13 protein-coding genes are annotated in these 17,913 nt (G+C 63.7%); 2 read left to right on the plus strand and 11 right to left on the minus strand.

All coding sequences use genetic code 11. From position 1 onward, the window contains the following. Positions 1-6: 6 nt before the first annotated feature. From VGE08_RS24975 to VGE08_RS25005, 7 genes are all read right to left on the minus strand, one after another. Positions 7-801, minus strand: a complete 795-nt coding sequence (locus VGE08_RS24975) for a hypothetical protein (protein WP_331070655.1) — start codon at positions 799-801, stop codon at positions 7-9. Position 802: 1 nt separating this feature from the next. Continuing rightward, the gene (locus VGE08_RS24980) at positions 803-3,067 is read right to left on the minus strand and encodes a hydantoinase B/oxoprolinase family protein (RefSeq protein WP_331070656.1); all 2,265 of its coding nucleotides are present in this window, start codon (positions 3,065-3,067) and stop codon (positions 803-805) included. Further along, positions 3,064-5,211, minus strand: a complete 2,148-nt coding sequence (locus VGE08_RS24985) for a hydantoinase/oxoprolinase family protein (protein ID WP_331070657.1) — start codon at positions 5,209-5,211, stop codon at positions 3,064-3,066. Before VGE08_RS24985 ends, VGE08_RS24980 begins: the two co-directional genes overlap by 4 nt. Before the next feature lie 50 nt (positions 5,212-5,261). Continuing rightward, the gene (locus VGE08_RS24990; RefSeq protein ID WP_331070658.1) at positions 5,262-5,678 is read right to left on the minus strand and encodes an acetone carboxylase subunit gamma; all 417 of its coding nucleotides are present in this window, start codon (positions 5,676-5,678) and stop codon (positions 5,262-5,264) included. Positions 5,679-5,688: 10 nt separating this feature from the next. Further along, positions 5,689-7,569: a hydantoinase/oxoprolinase family protein gene (locus VGE08_RS24995; protein ID WP_331070659.1), complete on the minus strand. Its 1,881-nt coding sequence runs from the start codon at positions 7,567-7,569 to the stop codon at positions 5,689-5,691. A 104-nt stretch (positions 7,570-7,673) separates the two neighbouring features. Beyond that, positions 7,674-10,382 carry a LuxR C-terminal-related transcriptional regulator gene (locus VGE08_RS25000; protein ID WP_331070660.1) on the minus strand — a complete coding sequence of 903 codons (2,709 nt, stop codon included), beginning with the start codon at positions 10,380-10,382 and terminating at the stop codon, positions 7,674-7,676. Positions 10,383-10,450: 68 nt separating this feature from the next. Then, positions 10,451-12,673 (minus strand): TonB-dependent receptor, encoded by a 2,223-nt coding sequence (locus VGE08_RS25005; protein WP_331070661.1) that lies wholly within the window; start codon positions 12,671-12,673, stop codon positions 10,451-10,453. 292 nt (positions 12,674-12,965) lie between these two features. Here VGE08_RS25005 and VGE08_RS25010 point away from each other — a divergent pair, with 292 nt between their 5' ends. After that, positions 12,966-13,985 (plus strand): NADP-dependent oxidoreductase, encoded by a 1,020-nt coding sequence (locus VGE08_RS25010; protein WP_331070662.1) that lies wholly within the window; start codon positions 12,966-12,968, stop codon positions 13,983-13,985. Positions 13,986-14,127: 142 nt separating this feature from the next. Here VGE08_RS25010 and VGE08_RS25015 read toward each other — a convergent pair whose 3' ends face one another. Then, positions 14,128-14,520, minus strand: coding sequence for a hypothetical protein (locus VGE08_RS25015; protein ID WP_331070663.1), 393 nt, complete (start codon positions 14,518-14,520; stop codon positions 14,128-14,130). Between the two features lie 114 nt (positions 14,521-14,634). Further along, positions 14,635-15,276 carry a DUF2799 domain-containing protein gene (locus VGE08_RS25020; protein ID WP_331070664.1) on the minus strand — a complete coding sequence of 214 codons (642 nt, stop codon included), beginning with the start codon at positions 15,274-15,276 and terminating at the stop codon, positions 14,635-14,637. Positions 15,277-15,331: 55 nt separating this feature from the next. Between VGE08_RS25020 and VGE08_RS25025 the strand changes: the two genes are divergently transcribed. Further along, a complete protein-coding gene (locus tag VGE08_RS25025) occupies positions 15,332-15,595 on the plus strand; it encodes a hypothetical protein (RefSeq protein WP_331070665.1) in 264 nt (87 codons plus the stop codon). Positions 15,596-15,616: 21 nt separating this feature from the next. On the opposite strand, the gene VGE08_RS25030 is transcribed toward VGE08_RS25025, so the two are convergent. Beyond that, entirely contained in the window at positions 15,617-16,060 is a 444-nt protein-coding gene (locus VGE08_RS25030) for an OsmC family protein (protein ID WP_331070666.1), read from the minus strand. A 17-nt stretch (positions 16,061-16,077) separates the two neighbouring features. Continuing rightward, complete coding sequence (locus VGE08_RS25035) at positions 16,078-17,910, minus strand: CocE/NonD family hydrolase (protein ID WP_331070667.1); 1,833 nt, start codon at positions 17,908-17,910, stop codon at positions 16,078-16,080. Positions 17,911-17,913 lie beyond the last annotated feature (3 nt).

Below are 17,913 nucleotides of genomic sequence, written 5' to 3' on the forward strand. Positions count from 1 at the left end.
CTTCCTTCAGGGCGTACAGCGAAGATGCGCGAGAACGCGCATGACGACCTCGGGGGCGACGTTCGGCGGGATCAGCAATCGCACGACCTGCGCATCCCGCCAGCAGGCTGGATCGATCTCCTCGGGCGACGCCCACAGTTGTTCGCTCAATACACGACAGGCTCGTCCGGCTTGCCAAGCCACGGCTGCGGTGCTCGCCGGCATCGTCGATTCAATGACGGACGGCGCGTTGGCGGCGGGAAGATCCGCGATCAACGTGACAGGAATGCGGTAGTCGCGCGTCAAGTTGAGAAGTACGTCGCTCGCATCGAGTGCTGCAGGTGAGCTTTCGTGCAATACCAGGCGCTGCAGCGAAAAGCGGGCGAGCATGCGAACGAGATCGGTCAACACGATCGCCAGTGCGTCGCGTTCGTCATCCTCTACGCTGGCGATCAGGTGTGGCGCGACGCCGGCGAGCAGCGCGTCCGGCCCCGGCAGCGCAATCGCCAGCGGACTGCGAAGGCCAGCACCGCAGACAGCGCTGAATCCCTCGGTCAACGTTTGGCGGAACGTGTCCTCGCTCAGCGCATCGATGATCGAAGTTACAACTTTTTGTGGATCGCCGGCGTCGGTGGACGTCGTCGCCAGGTAAGCGCGCATCGGCGGCAGAATCGGCAGCTCAATGAGCTCCGGCCTCAGCAGATCGGCGAGCTGCCGGTAGAACAATCCCAGCTCGGCGGGCTTCAGCCACGGCTCCAGGTCGTGCGCGAGCACACGCGTGCCATAGCGATGCGCCTCGATCCACAAGTCGGGGCGGGACACGTCAGCCTCGCGCCGCCTGCAATTGCGCCAGGTCGCGTTCGAGCTCCGCGATGCGCACCTCGAGCGGATTCGGCACGATCACGGGCGGGTTGACCTGTCCTGCCGGATGATACCGGTCGGGACTGCCCGCATAGACCATCGAGCGGTCCTGCCACGAGCCGTAGTAAGGCACCGCGGATGACGGGCCGGGCTTCGTCCATTGTTTCGTGAACTCGTGGAAAGGCAGGCTCTGCGCGATGCGTTCACGACGCAGGCTCTCGCGCGCTTCGGCCGTTGCCTGCTCGTCGACGACGAACGTGGCCGGATCATATTTCACTCGGTAGATGCGCCACGCGACATCCGCCGAGATCAATCCCTCCTCCAAATCGCGAACGACGCTGCGGGGATCGCGCTCCAGCGGATCGCCGAAACCGCCACCCGCGCCTTGCGCGATCATGTACAACTCCCCGCGCCGGGCGAGCTGATAGCGAATGAACATCGGATGCGTCGAGTACTGCGCCCCCTCGAACGGCCGCTCGTTCATCAACTCTTCCATGGAATAGCGGAAGCGGCCGGGATCGCGTTCGAGGATCTCGAATACATCGACGCCACGAATGCGCGCGAGCGGATAGGTCGGACAGCCGTAGCCGCCGAACAAGCCCGGAATATTGGGAAACTTCGCGCCGATCGCCGTCAGCATGAAGCCGAACGCCGGACTGTCGCGCATCGCGAGAATCATCTGGTAGCCCGAACCGCCGCGCTGCTTGCCGAATCCCTGGTTGTCGCGCATCAGCTTCTTCGAGACCAGCTGCACGAACGGCATCTCTTCTTCCATGAACTCCTGCTCGCCCAGGTCCGCCATGGTGGCGAAGATCGGCGCGCACGAGTGCTGGCCATCGCGGTCGGCGAGCGCGCCGCCGCCCATGCCGTTGATGTCGGCGCACACGTTGCCGACCATTTCGCCGTGCTGAGTCAGTCCGCCGAACAGGAACGTGTTGATCATGTTGAACCACGGCGCCATGATGCGCGTGTACTTCACCGGCACGCCGTACAAGAACTTCATCGTCGCGACCTGGGCAACGCTCCACGCCGTGAACACGGACATCATGCTTTGCGCGTTGGGCGTGCCGAACGCCGGCTTCAGGATCGAAGGATTGTCGAACACGAACTTCATCGGCGCGAGCACACCCTGGTTGCGCGGCAGGTCCGGCCAGATGAATGTCAGGAACAACTGCGCCAGCATGCCTTTGACGGTGATATCGAGGCTGTTGTTGGAGCGGTTGGTGAACTCCGGGCTCGAGCCTCGATAATCGAAGGTCAGCTCGTCGCCGCGTTTCTGCAGCTCGAGGTTGATCTTGATGAGCGCGTTCTCGCGCAACGTGCCGTCGGTCCACCAGGCATGGCGGACGGTTCCGTCCGGCCACTCTTGCAGGCGGCGGCGCACTTCGGCTTCCGTGTCTTCGAGATTCGAGCGCAGCGCGGCGACGATCGCCTCGACGCCGTACTCCGCGATCGCCTCGCGCACGCGCTGCTCGACGCGCCGGCAAACAAACAGCTTCACCTTCATATCGGCGTACTGCAGCTTCGGCTCGCGCATCGAGTTCTGCAGGAATGTCACGAGGTCGCGCCGCAGTCGATAATTTTCCGCGACCTTGAACGGCGACATCTTCAGCCCCTCGTCCCAGATCTGCTCGGCGGCGGAAGGCATGCCGCCCGGCTCCACGGCACCGTTCTCCCCTTCGTGAACGGTCGCGCCCGCCCACGCGATCAGCTGGCCGTCGTGGAAGATGGGTAACATCATCGACTGATCGGTGTTGTGCGCCTGGCCATAGCGCGCATCGTTGACGATGAATGCGTCGCCAGGACGAATGCCGACCGTCGGGTCTTGCGCCCAGTACTTGTTGATGAACTTGATCGGGTACTGCACGAGGTTGCAGAAGATGACCACGCCGCCGGTGCTGGCGAGACTCAGATCACCGCTCGCGGTGAAGATGGCCGAAACGCAGTCGCCCCACTTCGCTCCCGGCGCGGCACCCATGCTCTCGAGCATCTCGAAGCTTTCGTTCACACCGGCCAGCAGGCGCTCTCGCACGGTCTCCAGCCGCGTCGGATCGCGCTCGCGCTCCAGGCATTGCGCTTCGAACGCCGTTCTCGGCTCGAGTCCATGGTGCTCCATGATCGCCGGATCGGGCCCGAGGAACAGGCTGGTATCGCGCAGAAAGCCCGCGACCGCATCCTGCGCCTCAGTTGCAATCACAGTTTCAATCACTTTCTCGCTCGAGCTCATGGCACACGATGCTCCCCAATTCGTTCAAACAAACCGCAGCCGTGCTCGCCTATCGTCAGGCGCCAACCAGGCTCGACGAGAAACGTCGTCGACGACGACACGACCACGGCCGCGCCAGCGACCATCGAGCCCGGCTGCAGTTCCTCGTGTCGATAGAAAGGTGTGCGGATCGCACCGTGGCCGGAGAACCAGCAGTCGAAATGTTCGCGCGCGGGCGGTGCTGCCTTGAGATCCTCGCGTCTCGGCAGCACGTTCGAGAAGCGCAGCTTCTGCGTCTTCACATAAGAGGCGACGCGAATAGTATTCACGCGTATTCCCGCTTCAGGCGCCTGGCTGCCCTCGCCGTAGCGCTGGCCGTAGTCGCGCGAGAACGCCTCGATGATCGCCAGCAGATCGGCGGCCGAGCGCAATCTGTGCACACTCGCAACGACCGCGGTCTGTGCGAGCTGATTGCCATAGCGCATGTCGAGCTCCAGTCGATGTTCGACATCCGCTGCCGCATAACCCTGTCGCAGGAGGTCGTCACGTCCGCGCGCTTCCAGTTCTTCGACAACCGCATTGAAGCTCTGGAAATCGTCGTACAGCCGGCGTGTGTTGGAGTCGTAGAACGACAGATACAACGAGCGCTCGTGGATGTGCAGTTGATCCATGTTGCTCGCGCCGACAGCGGAGAACACGGAGCTGAACGGAGGAACGAGCACACGATCGATGCCGATTGCGTTGGCGATGCCACAGCAGTGCAGCGCCCCGTTCCCGCCGTAAGCGAGCATTGTGAAATGGCGCGGCTCATAGCCTCGCACGCGCAGCTCCTGCGCAATGCCGTTTGCCATGTCGTGATCGACGCGGGAACGGATGGCCAGCGCCGCGTCGATGGCGTCCAATCCCATGGGTTCACCGATGGCGCGAGTGATGGCGGCACGCGCCCGGCGCTCGCTCAGTTGAATCGCTCCATTCGCGTAGCGATCCGCACGCACGTAGCCGAGCACGAGATCTGCGTCAGTGACCGTTGCTTCGCGGCCACCGCGGCTCAAGCAGGCGGGTCCGGGATCGGAGCCGGCGCTCTCCGGTCCGACGAGCACCGTACGCCGCAGCCGGTCATAGCGTGCGATCGAGCCGCCACCGGCGCCGAGCGTCACCAGATGCACCATCGGAATGTTCACCATCCAGCGCTCGATCACGGGATTGAAGTCGTAGAACTTCACGCCGCCCTCGACGATCAGCCCGATGTCGAACGACGTGCCGCCCATATCGGTGCAGACCACGCCGCCGAGCCCCGCTTCGGTTGCCAGGTGCTCGGACGCGTGCACGCCCGCGACTGGCCCCGAGTGAATGGTTTGCAACGCGTCGCTGGAGTTCAGCTGCGCCATGCCGCCGGAGTTGTGCACGACCTGCATGGGTCGGCGATGTCCGTGCTCGCGCAGGTTCAACTCGAGCGACGACAGCCCGAGATACATGGCCTGGTGCAGGAATGCATCCAGGATCGCCGAGGAGGTGCGCGCATATTCGCCTTTGCGCCCGACCACGAGGTGCGAAAGGATGATCGGGGCGGCGCCCAACATGTGCTCGGGATATTCCTCGCGAATGAGCTCCTCGACGCGTTTTTCATGCACTGGATTGACGACGGAGTTCACCAGCGCCACCACGAACGCCTGCGCCCCACGATCCACCAGCGCGCGGATCTGTGCGCTCACGTCTTCTTCATCCAGGCTCATCAGCACGGCGCCGCTCTCGCCGATGCGTTCGCGCACGCCGACGATCATCGGGATCGGCACGATCGGATCCGGCCGCTCGGCCATCGGCAGATCTTTTTTCAATCGCTCCGGCAAGCCCTCGCCATAACCACGGCCGCGACTCAGTGGCACTGTGCTCTCGAATCCGGCAGTGGTGATCAGGCCGACCTTCGGCCCGCGCCGCTCGATCAGCGCATTCGTGCCGAGCGTGGTTGCGTAGCGCACCGAATCGACTTCGGCCATGACCTGCTCGAGCGTGAGACCGAGCAGGTCGTAGGCCTGTCGCAGGGATTCATTGAAGCCCAGCGCCAGGTTCTGATGAGTGGTCAGCGCCTTCGCCGCGACATAGCGATCGTCCCAGACCAGGAAGCAATCGGTGAAGGTGCCGCCGATGTCTACTGCTACACGTCGCATGATTCTGGAGTCACTGCTGATGTGTGGGTGCAAATGCGCAAGCCGCGGACTCAGCCGCCGTCGCGCTGCTTGTGGTGATGATGAGCTGGTGCGGCGAACGGCGGACCGACGGTCGGCTCGGTCAGCGCATCGCGCGAGCGCCACTGTTGCTTGAGTGCATCGAGATCGAGCTCGATGTCCTCCGCCGGTGGATGTCCCGGCGGCAGGTATTCGACCTCCGCGAGGCGGCCGCAGGAGGGGCAGCAGTATTCGAGCAGTTGCACCCACTCGGGGTCCGGCGCAAACGTGAAGTCGTACTTCGAGGCGTCGAGTATCGGAGCATGGACTTCTGCCGGCGCCCTGGCGCGCACCAGCATCCCGTGCTTGTACGGCTTGCGAGCGGAACCAAGCTCATGACCACAGCGGCGGCACATCCACGTCTCGCGGTCGAGATCGATGACGAGCGCTTCGGTGACGAAAACTTTCATCGACGGCCTCCTATACGGGCGCGAGCAACAGGTCCCGGTTCGACGTGACCTCGAAGCGCCAACCGGCCGGTGCCTGCGCGGTGAAGTACGCTTCCTCGATCAAACAAGGGCCATCGCCGTACTCCCCAGGCTGCAGCGATTCCAATCGGAACAACGGCAGGGACCGGCCCATCTGGCGCGTTGCTGTCGAGACGGCGGCACGCGGCGCGGGGCGCGCGGCCGAGTTCAATGCCGGCTTCGGAATCGGTCGTGTGATTTCCAGCTCGATCCAACCGCCGCTGTCGGGCGAGGAAACATCGTGATCCGGCAAGGGGGATCGAGCCACGCCGCCGTCGCGTTCGCGCAGCAATGACCAGCGCAGCCGGCAGCCCTCGGCTTCGAACCCTTCGGCCTGCATGCCTCGTCGAGCCTGCTCGCGCAACGCACGCTTTGCATCCGCAATCGAATCGGGTGTGAGCTGCGCGACCGGGTAGGTGTACGTGTGCTGGATGTCGCTGAAGCCGATACCGAATGCACTGAACACTGCGGCGTAGCGAGGAATCAGCACACGCGAGATTCCTGCAAGGTCGGCGATCTCACAGGCGCTCATGGGACCCGCGCCACCAAAGGCGATCAGACAAGCGTCCGGCCGCAAGTCGCCGCACTGTCGAATGGCCGCAGCAATCTGGCAGTGATAGGCGTCGAGGCTGCGCTTGATTGCAACGTCCAGCGACACGCCCAGAGGGGCGGCGACGTGCTCGCCGAGCGCGCGCCGCGCGCGCTCCGGATCGAGCGGCAGCCTTCCGGAAAAATAGGAGGCTGGATCGAAGAGGCCAGCGGCAAGTGCGGCATCGGTGACTGTGGGGAGCGTACCGCCGCGTCCAAAGCACGCCGGTCCTGGCGCGGAGCCGACACTCTCCGGGCCGACGCACACGATGCCGTCGCGCACCCGAATGATCGAGCTGCCGCCCGCACCGATGCTACGCACGTCCGCCAATGGGATCGATACTGGCGCGGATTCGATCTGCCCTAGCAGGTGTTCGGCGCAAGCGTAACGCTCGAACAGCGCGATGTCGGTCGTCGTGCCGCCGATGTCGATCGAAACGGCCTGGTCGATCTGGTAGTGCTCGCACAGGCGCGATGCGCCAAGCACGCCGCCTCGCGGACCTGACGAGTAGGTCTTCAGCGCAACCGTCTTGGCGACACGCGTCGAGTTGCCATCGTTGCGAAACACCAGCAAAGGGTTGCGATTACGCAGCGCGCGCAATCGCTCCTCCGCACCGTACAGAAATCGTTCCATCGAAGGGTGCAGGAAGGCGTTCAGCAACGCCGACCAGCTGCGCCTCACAGGGTTGCCGAGCGCGGTGAGCTCGGTAGAGAACAGCAGAGGCACCGCGCCGAGCAGATGTCGCGGGAATGCGCTGTACAGCAGGCGCTTCACGTCACGCTCGGCGTCCGCCGAGCCACTCATCGCCACCACGATCCGGTTGGCGCCCCTGGCGACGAGGTCCGTAACGATTCGGGCTAGCGCGTGACGATCCGTTGCGGTCTGCTGATCGACCAGCGCGACTCGCGCGCCGACCAGCTGATCGAACAGGTCAGGGGCTTGGGCGCGCAGCGAATCGGCCAGCAGTGGGTCGTCGGCCAGCAAGCCAAGCCGTGGGCCCTTGCGCTGGACGATCGCATTCGTCCCTTGCGTGGTCGAATAGCGCAGGTGATCGATCGAAGCGACGATGCGCGGCAGATCTTCTTCGCCGTAGATTTGCACGGCCAGCGCCTTCAGGCCGTTGATCAGACATTCGGTCAGGTCGTGCGGCGTGGTGAGCGTCTTGGCGTGGTAGATCCGATCGCCGTCGAACCCGCACACATCCGTGAGCGTTCCGCCGTTGTCGATGCTGACGAGCAATGCCATGGAAGCGCGCCTCGTGGGCGTGTCGATTTCGATGGCACACCATAGCGCGGGAGCAAATGCGCGATCCCCACCCGAAAGAAGAGGGGGCGGCGGCGCGCGCTGCTTTACTCGATCAGGCCCAGGTGTCTTGCCGTATTCACGGCCTGCAGGCGGTTGCGCGTATTGAGCTTGTCGTAGACGTTCCGCAGGTGCCACTTCACCGTGTTCTCGGACACTGACAGGCGTTCGGCGAGATCTTGATTGGTGTAGCCGCTCGCCACCATGCGCAACAGGTCTTTCTCGCGCTCGGTGAGCGTCTGTGCCGCGATCCCGCCGCCGCTACCACTGGCCGCGGGGCGGCCCACTGCCGAGCTTGGCATCTCATCGAGCAGCGCCTGCAGGTACTCATCGAGGCTCTCATTGCCCTGAGCGACCGCACTCTCGCGCCGGGACTGCGCGATCTCTCGCAGCAATTTGTTGAAGCGGGGACCTTCATCCAGGAACACCCGCATGAACCCCCCGGCGTGGCCGGCACGCAAAGCTTCGAGCAACGTGCGCCGCGCGGCATTGGTCTGGTTTTCGAGATCCTGGCAGATTGCGAGCAGCACTTTCAGGCGTATCCATCGGCGCGTGCGTCTGCGTGATTCCGCCGTGCGAATTTCGCGCAGCAGCTGAGAATGCGCCTCACCTTGTTCTCCGCCGTAGACCTGCAACCGCAGCCGCGTGATCCCCTGAGCCTCGATCTCGCCTGCATGAAAGAACAGATCCGTCGGTTGCTCCTGTTCGAGTGGAGCGCACAGCGCCAGCTCGTCCCTGGCGGTGCGCAGATCGCCGTCGAAGGTCGCGAGCCTCGCCAGCTCCGCGCGACCATAGACGACCAGCCGGTGTAGCCGGTGCTGATGCCCGATGTAGATCGCGCGTTGAAGCATATCCTGAGCGACCGTGCGCTGACCGCGCAGCAGCGCGATACGCGCGAGCGTGCTGTAAGTCACCGCGAGCGGGTCAACGATGCAATGCTGTTCGATCAGCGGCAGGTAGGTGTTGAGCAGGCTCTCTGCTTCGTCGATCTCGTTCGCCTCATACAACGCATCGCCGAGATAGGCGGCGATGACGGCTCCGGCCACGGCACCAACCGGGGCGTCCGATTCAGTGGCCATCTGCGCTCGGCGCAGCGCGAGCGTCGCCTCCTGCAATTTTCCTTGCGAGTGCAACAGGCTCGCCGCGATGCTCTCCTGATAGCCACGCCCAAAAAGATTATCGGCGGCTTCGTGCAGCGTGCGCGCGCGAACCAGCAGGTCATGAGCCTCGTGGAAGCGACTCTGCGCACCGAGCCAGAACGCATGGGCGTTCATAGCCACGCCACAAGTGAATGGATCGCTCTCGTCCAGCAGTTGCAGCGTTTCCGCGGCCGTGCGGCCCAACTCCTCGACTCGATCCTCGGCGGCGAGCACGAACACCCGCAAGCCGTGGTAGCGGCCCCATTCCTGCCGCTCGCCGCGCTCGCTCTCGAGTCGCTCGCGGCGCCAGTCGAGCAGGCGATGCGCACGGGCGTACATACGTCGAAAGCCATAGGCGATGACTGCCGCACTTTGCGTCGCTTCCGAGGCGAGCAACGCTTCGGGATCGAGCCGCTGCACGAGTCGCACGATCAGATCCAGGCGCTCCTCACGCACGAAGCGATCGACCGACGCCTCCAGCAGTTGCGCCGCGAGCGCCTGCTCGTCGGCAGCCATCAGATGCACGATTGCCTCCTCCGCCGCACCGTGTTTAGCGCACCAGGCGCCGATTCGCGCATGCCGAATCCGTAGCTCGTCCGCGCCCACAGCGATACGCAGTTGTTGCCGAAGGTACTCGCGAAATAGATGGTGATATCGGAACCAGCGCCGTTCGGCGTCGAGCGGCTCGAGGAACAGTCCGGCTCTTGCCACCTGCTCGAGACGCACGGCGCCGTCGTTGCAGCCCAACAGCTCGTTCACGAGATCGCCGCAGAGCCGCTCCGCCAGGCAAGTGGTCAACAGGAATTTTTGTGTCTCGGCGGACTGGGCCCGCAGCACGTCGGTCGCCAGAAAATCCAGCAGCTCGGGGGTGACGCCGTCGCCTCCCGAGATACGCGGAATCGGTCCGCCTTGCGGGCGTGCGAGACTGAGAAACCGCAGCGCTGCCGGCCACCCTTCGGTTCGGGCGTGAATATCGCTGACCTCATTGAGCGTGATCTGCGGTCGCTGCGCGAGGAAGGCACGCGTCTCGCTCAGATCGAAACGCAGATCCGCGCTGCCGAAGACGAGCGCCTGTTCGTTCAGCAACAGGCGGGCGATGGGCAACTCGGGCAGCGTGCGACTGCCGAGATAGATCTGCTTTCCCGGCGGCAGGTCCGCGACGATGCGCTCCAGCATGGTGACGATTCCCGGCGAGCAGGCATGCTCGAAATCGTCGATGAACAGCGCGGCGGGTTGCTGTACCGAGCCCAATTGTGCAAACAGGCGGGGCGCCATCGCCTTTCTATCGCGGGCGCTTGCGCCCTTTGCGCGCGGCGGGTCGGCATTGCTGAAGCGCACTTCCTCGAGTAGCTTGAGGAAATGCGCCGCGTCCGAATCGTGCGCGCTGAGCGTCACCCAGGCCGTTGCAACGCCCCGCGATTCAAGGTCGAAGGCAATCTGGCGTAGAAGGGTCGATTTGCCAAAACCGGCGGGCGCGTGAACGATAATGAGACGCGCACGCTCGGCCGCGCGTACGCGCGCGACCAGCGCGCGACGCACGACGATCACATTCGATGACGCATTCCTGGTGCGGTTACTCTCCACACTCGTTTGTCGCGCCGTTGTTTGTCGCGCCATGCCGTCCTGCTCGGCCTGTGACACTGACTCGTCACAGGATAGCACGGCGCGCGCTCCGGCAGCGAAGCTCAGAAATCGTAGTTCAGAGTCACGCCATAGGTGCGTGGCATGTTGTACCAGACGTTCTGATAGCCGAACAGGCCCACGTCGACCACGTCGATGATGGTGGTTTCGTCAGTGAGATTTTTTCCCCACAGCGACACCGAGAACCGTTCCCGTGGATCGGTCCACGTGACACTTCCATCCAGGTTGTAGTCGGAGCCCTGACTCGAGATCTCCTCGAGCTCTCGTTCGTCATAGTAGCGATGCCCGGTATGAGTAAAGGTACCGCGAGCCGTCACATTCCCGAACGGCGTCGGCTGCTCGTATCTGAAGCCCAAGGCGAACTGCTCCTCGGGTGCGCCGATCATCCGGTTGCCGCTGAGGTTTTCGCTGCCACGAACGAAGTTCTCGTATTCGGTGCGCAACAGGCCGGCGCTCGCGGTCACCTCGAGCCGATCCGTGAGCAGCGCCTGCAACTCCAGCTCCAGCCCGGAGGCCTTGGCGTCCGAGGCATTCTCGATGAACTGCTGTCCGGACGGCGTGAACGTGAAGACCTGCAGATCCTTGTAGTCGTACAGGAAGGTCGTGGCGGCGAAACGCACCCGTTCGCTGAACAGTGTGCTCTTCATACCCAGCTCGTAGCTGGTAAGGATCTCCGGATCGAAGATCTCCGCGGCGCCGACCGGATCGTTGAAAGCTCCCGTGTTGAAGCCGCCCGTGGTGAAACCGCGATTGACACTGGCGAAGAACATGAGCGAGGCGCTGGGTTTGTAGTCGAGGGCGATGCGTCCGGACCACTCGCTCCAGCTCTCTTCGAGGTCGACATCGACGAACGCGAGGATGTGATTGCGGTTCTCATCACCGATGTAGGTGACATGATCGATGTCGCGCTCTTCGTATGTGTAACGCGCGCCGAGCGTGAGGCTGAGCGTATCGGTGAGCTCGAGTGTGCCCTGGCCGAATGCCGCATAGTCGCGCGTGTTCTGCTCGTAGAACTGGTCGAATGCGTCGAACCCGAGCGCGAAGTTCACCGAGGTGAGCCGATAGAAGTTGTTCACCTCGCCGCTCTCGTCGAACACGAACAAGCCCGCCACCCACTTGAAGCGCGCGTCGTCGGGCGAGGTGATGCGCAGCTCCTGCGACAACTGCTGGAAATCGGAGGGACCCCAGTCGATGGTGAAAATCGTGCTCGGCGCGCCATTGCCTTCCTGCAGCACGTGGCGCTTGGAACGCTCGTAGCCGGTGATGGACGTGAGCGTGTAATCGCCCAGGCCGATGTTCGCCAGCAGCGAGGTGCCGAACAGGTCGATATCGGCGAAGGTGGGCGTGCCGTAAGTGTTGACGTAGGGATCGGCATTCGGATCGCGATAGCCGAGGATATCCACGCCGCCGCCCGCAATGATCTGCGCGCTCGGCAGCCGGACGGTCTGGCCGAGCGCAAGCGCCGCTGGATCGAACAGCCCGCGGTGCGTGGAGTTGTTGTGGGTCGAGCTGCTGGCGCCACCGTGCACATTCAGCAGGACTTCGAGATCGTCGCTCGGCTTGAAACGCCAGATCGAGCGCGCAGCCCATTGATCCGCGTCGTTCACTTTTTCATTCGTGCCCAGATCGGTCACGTAGCCGTCACGCTTGCGGTACGTAGCCGCGGTGCGCGTCTGCACGGCGTCTGACAACGGAACGTTGATAGCCGCTTCCGCTTCGATGGCATCGTAGTTGCCAAAGCCCAGGCGTGCATAGCCGCCCGGTATCGCAGTAGGCGTGCGCGAGGCGACGGAGATGGCGCCCCCGGTCGCATTCTTCCCATACAACGTTCCCTGCGGTCCGCGCAGCACTTCGACACGCTCCAGGTCGAACATCTGAAACAATTGTCCCGAGGGTGCGCCGAGATAGACCTGATCCACGTAGCTGGCGACTTTGCTCTCAGCGGTTTGATTGAAGTTGTTGTTGCCGACGCCACGCATGAAGATCTTCGGCGCCGATGTGCCCCACAGCGCGCTCACTTGCAGGTTCGGCACCTGGCCGCTCAGATCTTCCACGTCTACATAGCCGCCTTCGCGCAGCGTTCTTGCATCGAGCGCCGAGATGGCGATCGGCACATCCTGCAGCGATTCGCTGCGGCGCTGTGCCGTCACGACGACTACTTCGAGACGCGGCGTGGAGTCGACGTCGTCCTGCGCATGAGCCGGGGCTTCGCACACAGCGAAGCCCAGCGTTGCCATTGCAACCCGACGAATGATGGTATGTGCCATGAGCCGATGACCTCATTTCGAGGACGCGTCTGTCGCGCGTCGGTTTTGTCGTTCGCCGGCAAGCGCCGGTCCCCCTTCGAGCCGCTGCTACAGCTGCACGCGGCGCGATAGTCGCGGCTCACGCTTGCAGCCCCATCCTTCGCCAGGGAGCGTCGCTGGAGGCTCCTGGCGTAGCCGGTGCAGGATTGAATAAGTAGCACCCGCCGCGCCCCTCACACCCACCCGGAAGAATGGGCGCGGCGTGCTCGATATCGGCTAAGGTGTCATTGTTCGAACTGGCTTGGAGGGGAGCATGAGCCGCATTGCCAGGCGCTGGTACTTCAACGCGCGTCCGAAAGCGACGATCGAAGGCGACACGCTCGTGCTGCGCGAGGAGCCCTTACCGGCGCTGCGCGAGGGAGACATCCTCGTACGCACTTTGTATCTGTCGTTGGACGCAACCAATCGCGTCTGGATCAGCGACTGGGACATCTACATGGAGCCGGTGCACGTCGGCGAGCCGATGCGTGGGTTCGTGGTCGGCGAGGTTGTGCAGTCGCGCAATCCAGCCTTCGCGCCGGGCACGCTCGTGGCAGGGCTGCACACCTGGTCGGATTACTTCGTCACCGATGCACAAGGCTTTCAGAGCTTCGCGCGTGTTGCCGGTCTGCCGCTCGCTGATACGTTCGGCATTCTCACCGTCGCGGGCCCGACCGCGCACTACGGGCTGCTCAGCGTGGGGCAGCCGAAGCCCGGCGATACTGTCGTTGTCACCGCCGCAGCGGGCGCCGTGGGTTCGCTGGTCGGACAGCTCGCCAAACTCAAGGGATGCCGGGCCGTGGGCATCGCGGGTTCCCGCGAAAAATGCCGCTGGTTGACCGACGAGTTGGGCTTCGATGCCGCGGTCAACTATCGCGCCGAGCCCGTACTCGAGTGCTTACGCCGTTGCTGCCCCAACGGCATCGACGTGCACTTCGAGAACGTCGGCGGTGAAGCGCTCGACGCGGGGCTGACGTTGATGAACAACTTCGGCCGCGTGGTCGTGTGCGGCCTCATTTCGACCTACAACTCGACCGGCACGGCCGCACCGGGTCCCTATATGTTTCGTAACGTGATCATGCGGCGGCTGACGGTGCGGGGCTTTGTCATCCTGGATCATCTCGATGAGTACCCACGCATGACGGCCGAGCTGGCGCAGTGGATGCTCGAGGGCAAGCTGCGCTATCGGCTGCACATCGTCGATGGCTTGGAAAACGCGGCCGAGGCGCTGAACCTGCTCTACACCGGCGGCAATGAAGGCAAGCTCATGGTCAGGATCGGCGCCGAGCGCTGAGAGGTAGCGCCGATCGGCGAGCCGGCTCCAACGCCTGCCACCAGGTAGCCGCACAGACTGGACGCGTTGACGAAGCCCCTTATCGTCAGCAGATCCATTTGCGCCGCCTGCATCGGTTGCGTGAGGTTGCAGGCCCGCTGGGTCAGCAAGGCAGCGATGCGCCGGTGTGTCGCATCGTGGTTGAGCACGGGAAAATTGGCCAGCTCTTCAACCGCAGGGCCTGGTCGGCCTTGAGCCACGGCAGCAAGCCCGCAGCTCCGATCATTTCGCCGATGACCCACTGCAAGGCCACCAGCGGCTTGCCGGACATTCCCGCGGGAATGGCGTCCAGCGTCACTGTTTCGAACGTCAACTCGTCGCGCAACCCGGTAGCGCGCAGTCTCGCGAGCGTTGGCTCGAAGAAGAACTTGCACGCGACCGGTGCCACGTAGAGCGATTCATTGGGAATGCCCTTCACCCTCCAGACCAGGCGGGGATCCCGCTCCTGCGCAGCGTTGCGCAGGATGGAGGCGAAGCTGAGCAAGTCGCCGTCCATGGCAAGCGTGGTCGGCGGCGATGTTGGAACGCCATCAGCGCGAGCCCAGAGCCGATAGCGATGCCGCCGGCGCCCACGCTCGAAAAGTCTGTGTTCCGGCCGCGAACAGCGGCCCTACGGAGTCAGCTGCAAAGTCGCCCGAAAATCGTCGAGATCGCGCTCGCAGTGGATGCGGTCGTCTGCAAGCTGCCGGAGCTCGGCCTTGAGCCGCCCGACACGTTCGCCAAGGTGCTTCACATCCACTACCGCCTGCGCGCGCTCTTCCGCGCTTGCTTCGCTGCTGATCGCCAGCGCCGAGCGGCTGACGATGTCCGACTCCGCCTTCTGCAAGGCATCTCGCTTCGCGTCGAGCTGATAGTTCACATTCGCCAGGCGTGTTTCGAGTGTGTGGAGTTGCTGGCCCGATCGATAAGCGTCGAGGAATGCAGGCTCGAGATCGCCTGCGCACATGCCACCGTAGCTGCCGCCCTGCGATCCCAACCTGAAGCCGGTCGCCGGCACGCAGTACTCGCGCAATCCCTCCTGACGCCCTGCTTGGTAGGCCGCCAGATCCGGCGTGACGCCGTGCTTCGCACATGCCTTGCGGTGCTGTCCGATCCGATCCGCGGCATATCCTGCGGCGCCATCCTCGAAGCCCACTGTGCGCCAATCCACCGCAAGGCATTCGTCCCGATCCATCGTCGCGCAGCCAGCGAGTGCCAACAGCAATGTCACAGCGCTCGCGCGCAGCATCGATCCATAGGTCGGCCTGTGCATCCGCATCGTGCTCCAGCAGGAGTTTTGGAGGGCAAGGCTACCCCGGTCCACCAGGTTGCAACGTGCGCTGGATCACAACCATCTAGTCTACTTCTGGCTGATCGGCACGTCATCCGCGCTGGCGGCGCCTGCGTTGAAGGCGCCCGCCGAGGCGGCGGTCGGTGAGAAAATCGCGATTCAGGTCAGCGGCAGCGCCAACGCCCGTGACTTCGTCACCATCGTGCCCAAGGGTGCGCGGGAATGCAGCTACAACGACTACGGATTACTCCGAGGCGACCGTATCGTTGTTCCGGCTCGCCTGCGGTTGATGGCAGGATGAGCCGGAGCGTCCGCCGCGGCCTCATGCGACTTCGGCGACGCGCACCTCGGCTTGCAACTCCCGTGTCGAGAGCAGTGAATTCGCGATGAGGCAGGCCTCTTCTGCTTTGTCCAAGGCACGGCGGCATGCGTCCTCAGTTGTGCCCGGTTCTGCCGTGAGCACGGCTTTGGTAACAATCCGGGTGAACCGTGTCACACCCTGCGTGCGCTCCAGCACGCCCTCGACCGTGCATGAAAGATGACGCCATTCGAGCTTCGAGGCCCGTGCGACTGCGCGGAAGGTGAGGATGAAGCAGCTTGCAACCGCCGCGCACAGCAACGATTCCGGCGACCATCGATCGCCCGGCCCACCGAACTCGGCAGGTGCAGCGCTCTCGATCTCTGGCACGCCGTCCGCTGCAACCTGCAGCGCTCCAGCCGTCTCGCCGCGTGCGGAGACTATATATAAGTGAGGTAATGGCTGCATGATCGCTCCGTACCGTGTCAAGGCGACGCGCCGGTGTGCTTCCGAGGCGCAGCCGCCGACTCCAACGTGTCCTTGCTCACGGTCTGCAACAGCAGGTGCGAGTCGAATTTCGCGCCGGTGTGGATCGTGTTCATGCCGCCGAAGATTTTCAGTGGCCGGTCGGTGGGCTCGTCGTGAAGGAATGGACCGGAGCCGTAGAAGCCCATCATGCCGTGGTCGCGCTCGAAGTCCTGCCCGGCCACTCGCATCACCAGACGATAGCCTTTCGGGACGGCAGTAATCGTGGGCCAGATGGTGACATCGACAGGCACTGGTACGCCCGCGCGCAACGGCTCAGCCGGCCCCTCCACTCCCTGACGAAGCGAAGCGCGCTGCCAACCTTGGGTGACGGGCGCGAACGGATCCAAGGCGCCGGTGAATGTCACTTCCTTCTGCTCGGGCGACATCAGTTGCAGCGTCACGAACACATCGGCGTCGCTCGTGGACGATGACAGCCAGAGCCTGGCGCTGATCGGACCGGCAAGAATGGTGTCTGCCGCCATGGGCGCCGTCTGGAAGGCAACTCCGTCCGATAATCCGTTGTAGCTGACCGAGTCGACGACGGTTCCCGCAGCGCTGCGCAACGCGATCTGGCCGGCGTCGAGAAACAACTTCAGAGGCTGCGCTTGTGGCAATGGCCAGGCATCGGCAGATGCCGATTGAACGCGATCCGGCCAGCGCACGGCGAGGTGGACTCTCGGCGTTGTCTCCCAACCATTGCTCACGCCTTTCAGATAACGGTCGAAGAAACGCCGCTGCAGCTCGACCGCTTCGGGCAGATAGAAGCCCGCGAAATGAAAGCCGGTTTCGAAACGCAGCCACTTCTCCTGCGAGGCCGCTTTCTCGAAGCCGCGCACGTTGCCTTGCAGATGCAGTCCTTGCCCGCCCAGGTTGGCGACGGAAATGAACGGCGTGACGATCTTGCTGAAATCAGGGGATCGCTCCGCATACCACTGATCTCGCAGCGGCCGGCGCATCGCTTGTTCCATAGGATACAGGCGATTGCGCATCAGCACCGCGCGGCTGATGCTTTCGGGACCGGTCACGATTTCACCTGTCAGCATGTCGCGAAATGGGCTCTCGCCGTTGCCGTGCTGGACGGGTTCGATCTGCCGGGCCCACCACATTTCAGTGAAGCGGTTCGACAGGATGCCGCCGTGTCGCATCGCGTCCTGGTAATGATCCGATGCCCCTTCCCAAGGAATCATCGCGGCCAGATGCTTGGGTTGTCTCGCTGCGACGAGCCATTGATTCACCGCGAAGTACGAGATGCCCAGCAAGCCTACCTTGCCGTTCGACCACGGCTGCGCGCCGGCCCATTCGACTGCGTCCACATAGTCATCGATCTCTTGCGGCGAGAAGGGAGCGAGTGTTCCAGGCGATTTCCCCGCCCCACGCGAGTCGATGCGAACCACGACATAGCCGTGCGGCACCCAACGCTCGGGATCGGGCGTTTCCCAGCTGACATAGCGGCACGTCGAGCCCTGCGAGCATATCTGCGGGAATCGCTCCTGCAGGATCCTCGCAGCCATGGGCTGAAACCTGGCGAAGTGAACATCCTTGCCGTAGGGCCCCAAAGTCATGATGACGGGATGTCGGCCTGTATCGGGGCGATAGATGTTTGCACGCAGCTCCAGGCCATCGCGCATCGGTATCTTGACGTCATGGTCCACGACCATGCCGGCTGCGCTCTGTGCGGTTGCATGGCTGGAGTTGGCGGCTTGAACGCTCGCACACGCAAGTCCGAGCAAGGCAACGGCAGCCAGCAGACCCTCGGCCCATCGAGGAGAAGTTGAATTGCGGTATGTCATCGC

It is taken from the genome of Steroidobacter sp., from assembly GCF_036406195.1.
Classification (GTDB): Bacteria; Pseudomonadota; Gammaproteobacteria; order Steroidobacterales; family Steroidobacteraceae; genus Steroidobacter.

Bases quoted from the DNA above. Each gene is read 5' to 3' on its own strand.
- VGE08_RS25005 (WP_331070661.1), bottom strand. From the start codon at position 12,673: ATGGCACATACCATCATTCGTCGGGTTGCAATGGCAACGCTGGGCTTC.
- VGE08_RS24990 (WP_331070658.1), bottom strand. From the start codon at position 5,678: ATGAAAGTTTTCGTCACCGAAGCGCTCGTCATCGATCTCGACCGCGAG.
- VGE08_RS24985 (WP_331070657.1), bottom strand. From the start codon at position 5,211: ATGCGACGTGTAGCAGTAGACATCGGCGGCACCTTCACCGATTGCTTC.
- VGE08_RS25030 (WP_331070666.1), bottom strand. From the start codon at position 16,060: ATGCAGCCATTACCTCACTTATATATAGTCTCCGCACGCGGCGAGACG.
- VGE08_RS25015 (WP_331070663.1), bottom strand. From the start codon at position 14,520: ATGGACGGCGACTTGCTCAGCTTCGCCTCCATCCTGCGCAACGCTGCG.
- VGE08_RS24995 (WP_331070659.1), bottom strand. From the start codon at position 7,569: ATGGCATTGCTCGTCAGCATCGACAACGGCGGAACGCTCACGGATGTG.
- VGE08_RS24980 (WP_331070656.1), bottom strand. From the start codon at position 3,067: ATGAGCTCGAGCGAGAAAGTGATTGAAACTGTGATTGCAACTGAGGCG.
- VGE08_RS25035 (WP_331070667.1), bottom strand. From the start codon at position 17,910: ATGACATACCGCAATTCAACTTCTCCTCGATGGGCCGAGGGTCTGCTG.
- VGE08_RS25010 (WP_331070662.1), top strand. From the start codon at position 12,966: ATGAGCCGCATTGCCAGGCGCTGGTACTTCAACGCGCGTCCGAAAGCG.
- VGE08_RS25000 (WP_331070660.1), bottom strand. From the start codon at position 10,382: ATGGCGCGACAAACAACGGCGCGACAAACGAGTGTGGAGAGTAACCGC.
- VGE08_RS25020 (WP_331070664.1), bottom strand. From the start codon at position 15,276: ATGCACAGGCCGACCTATGGATCGATGCTGCGCGCGAGCGCTGTGACA.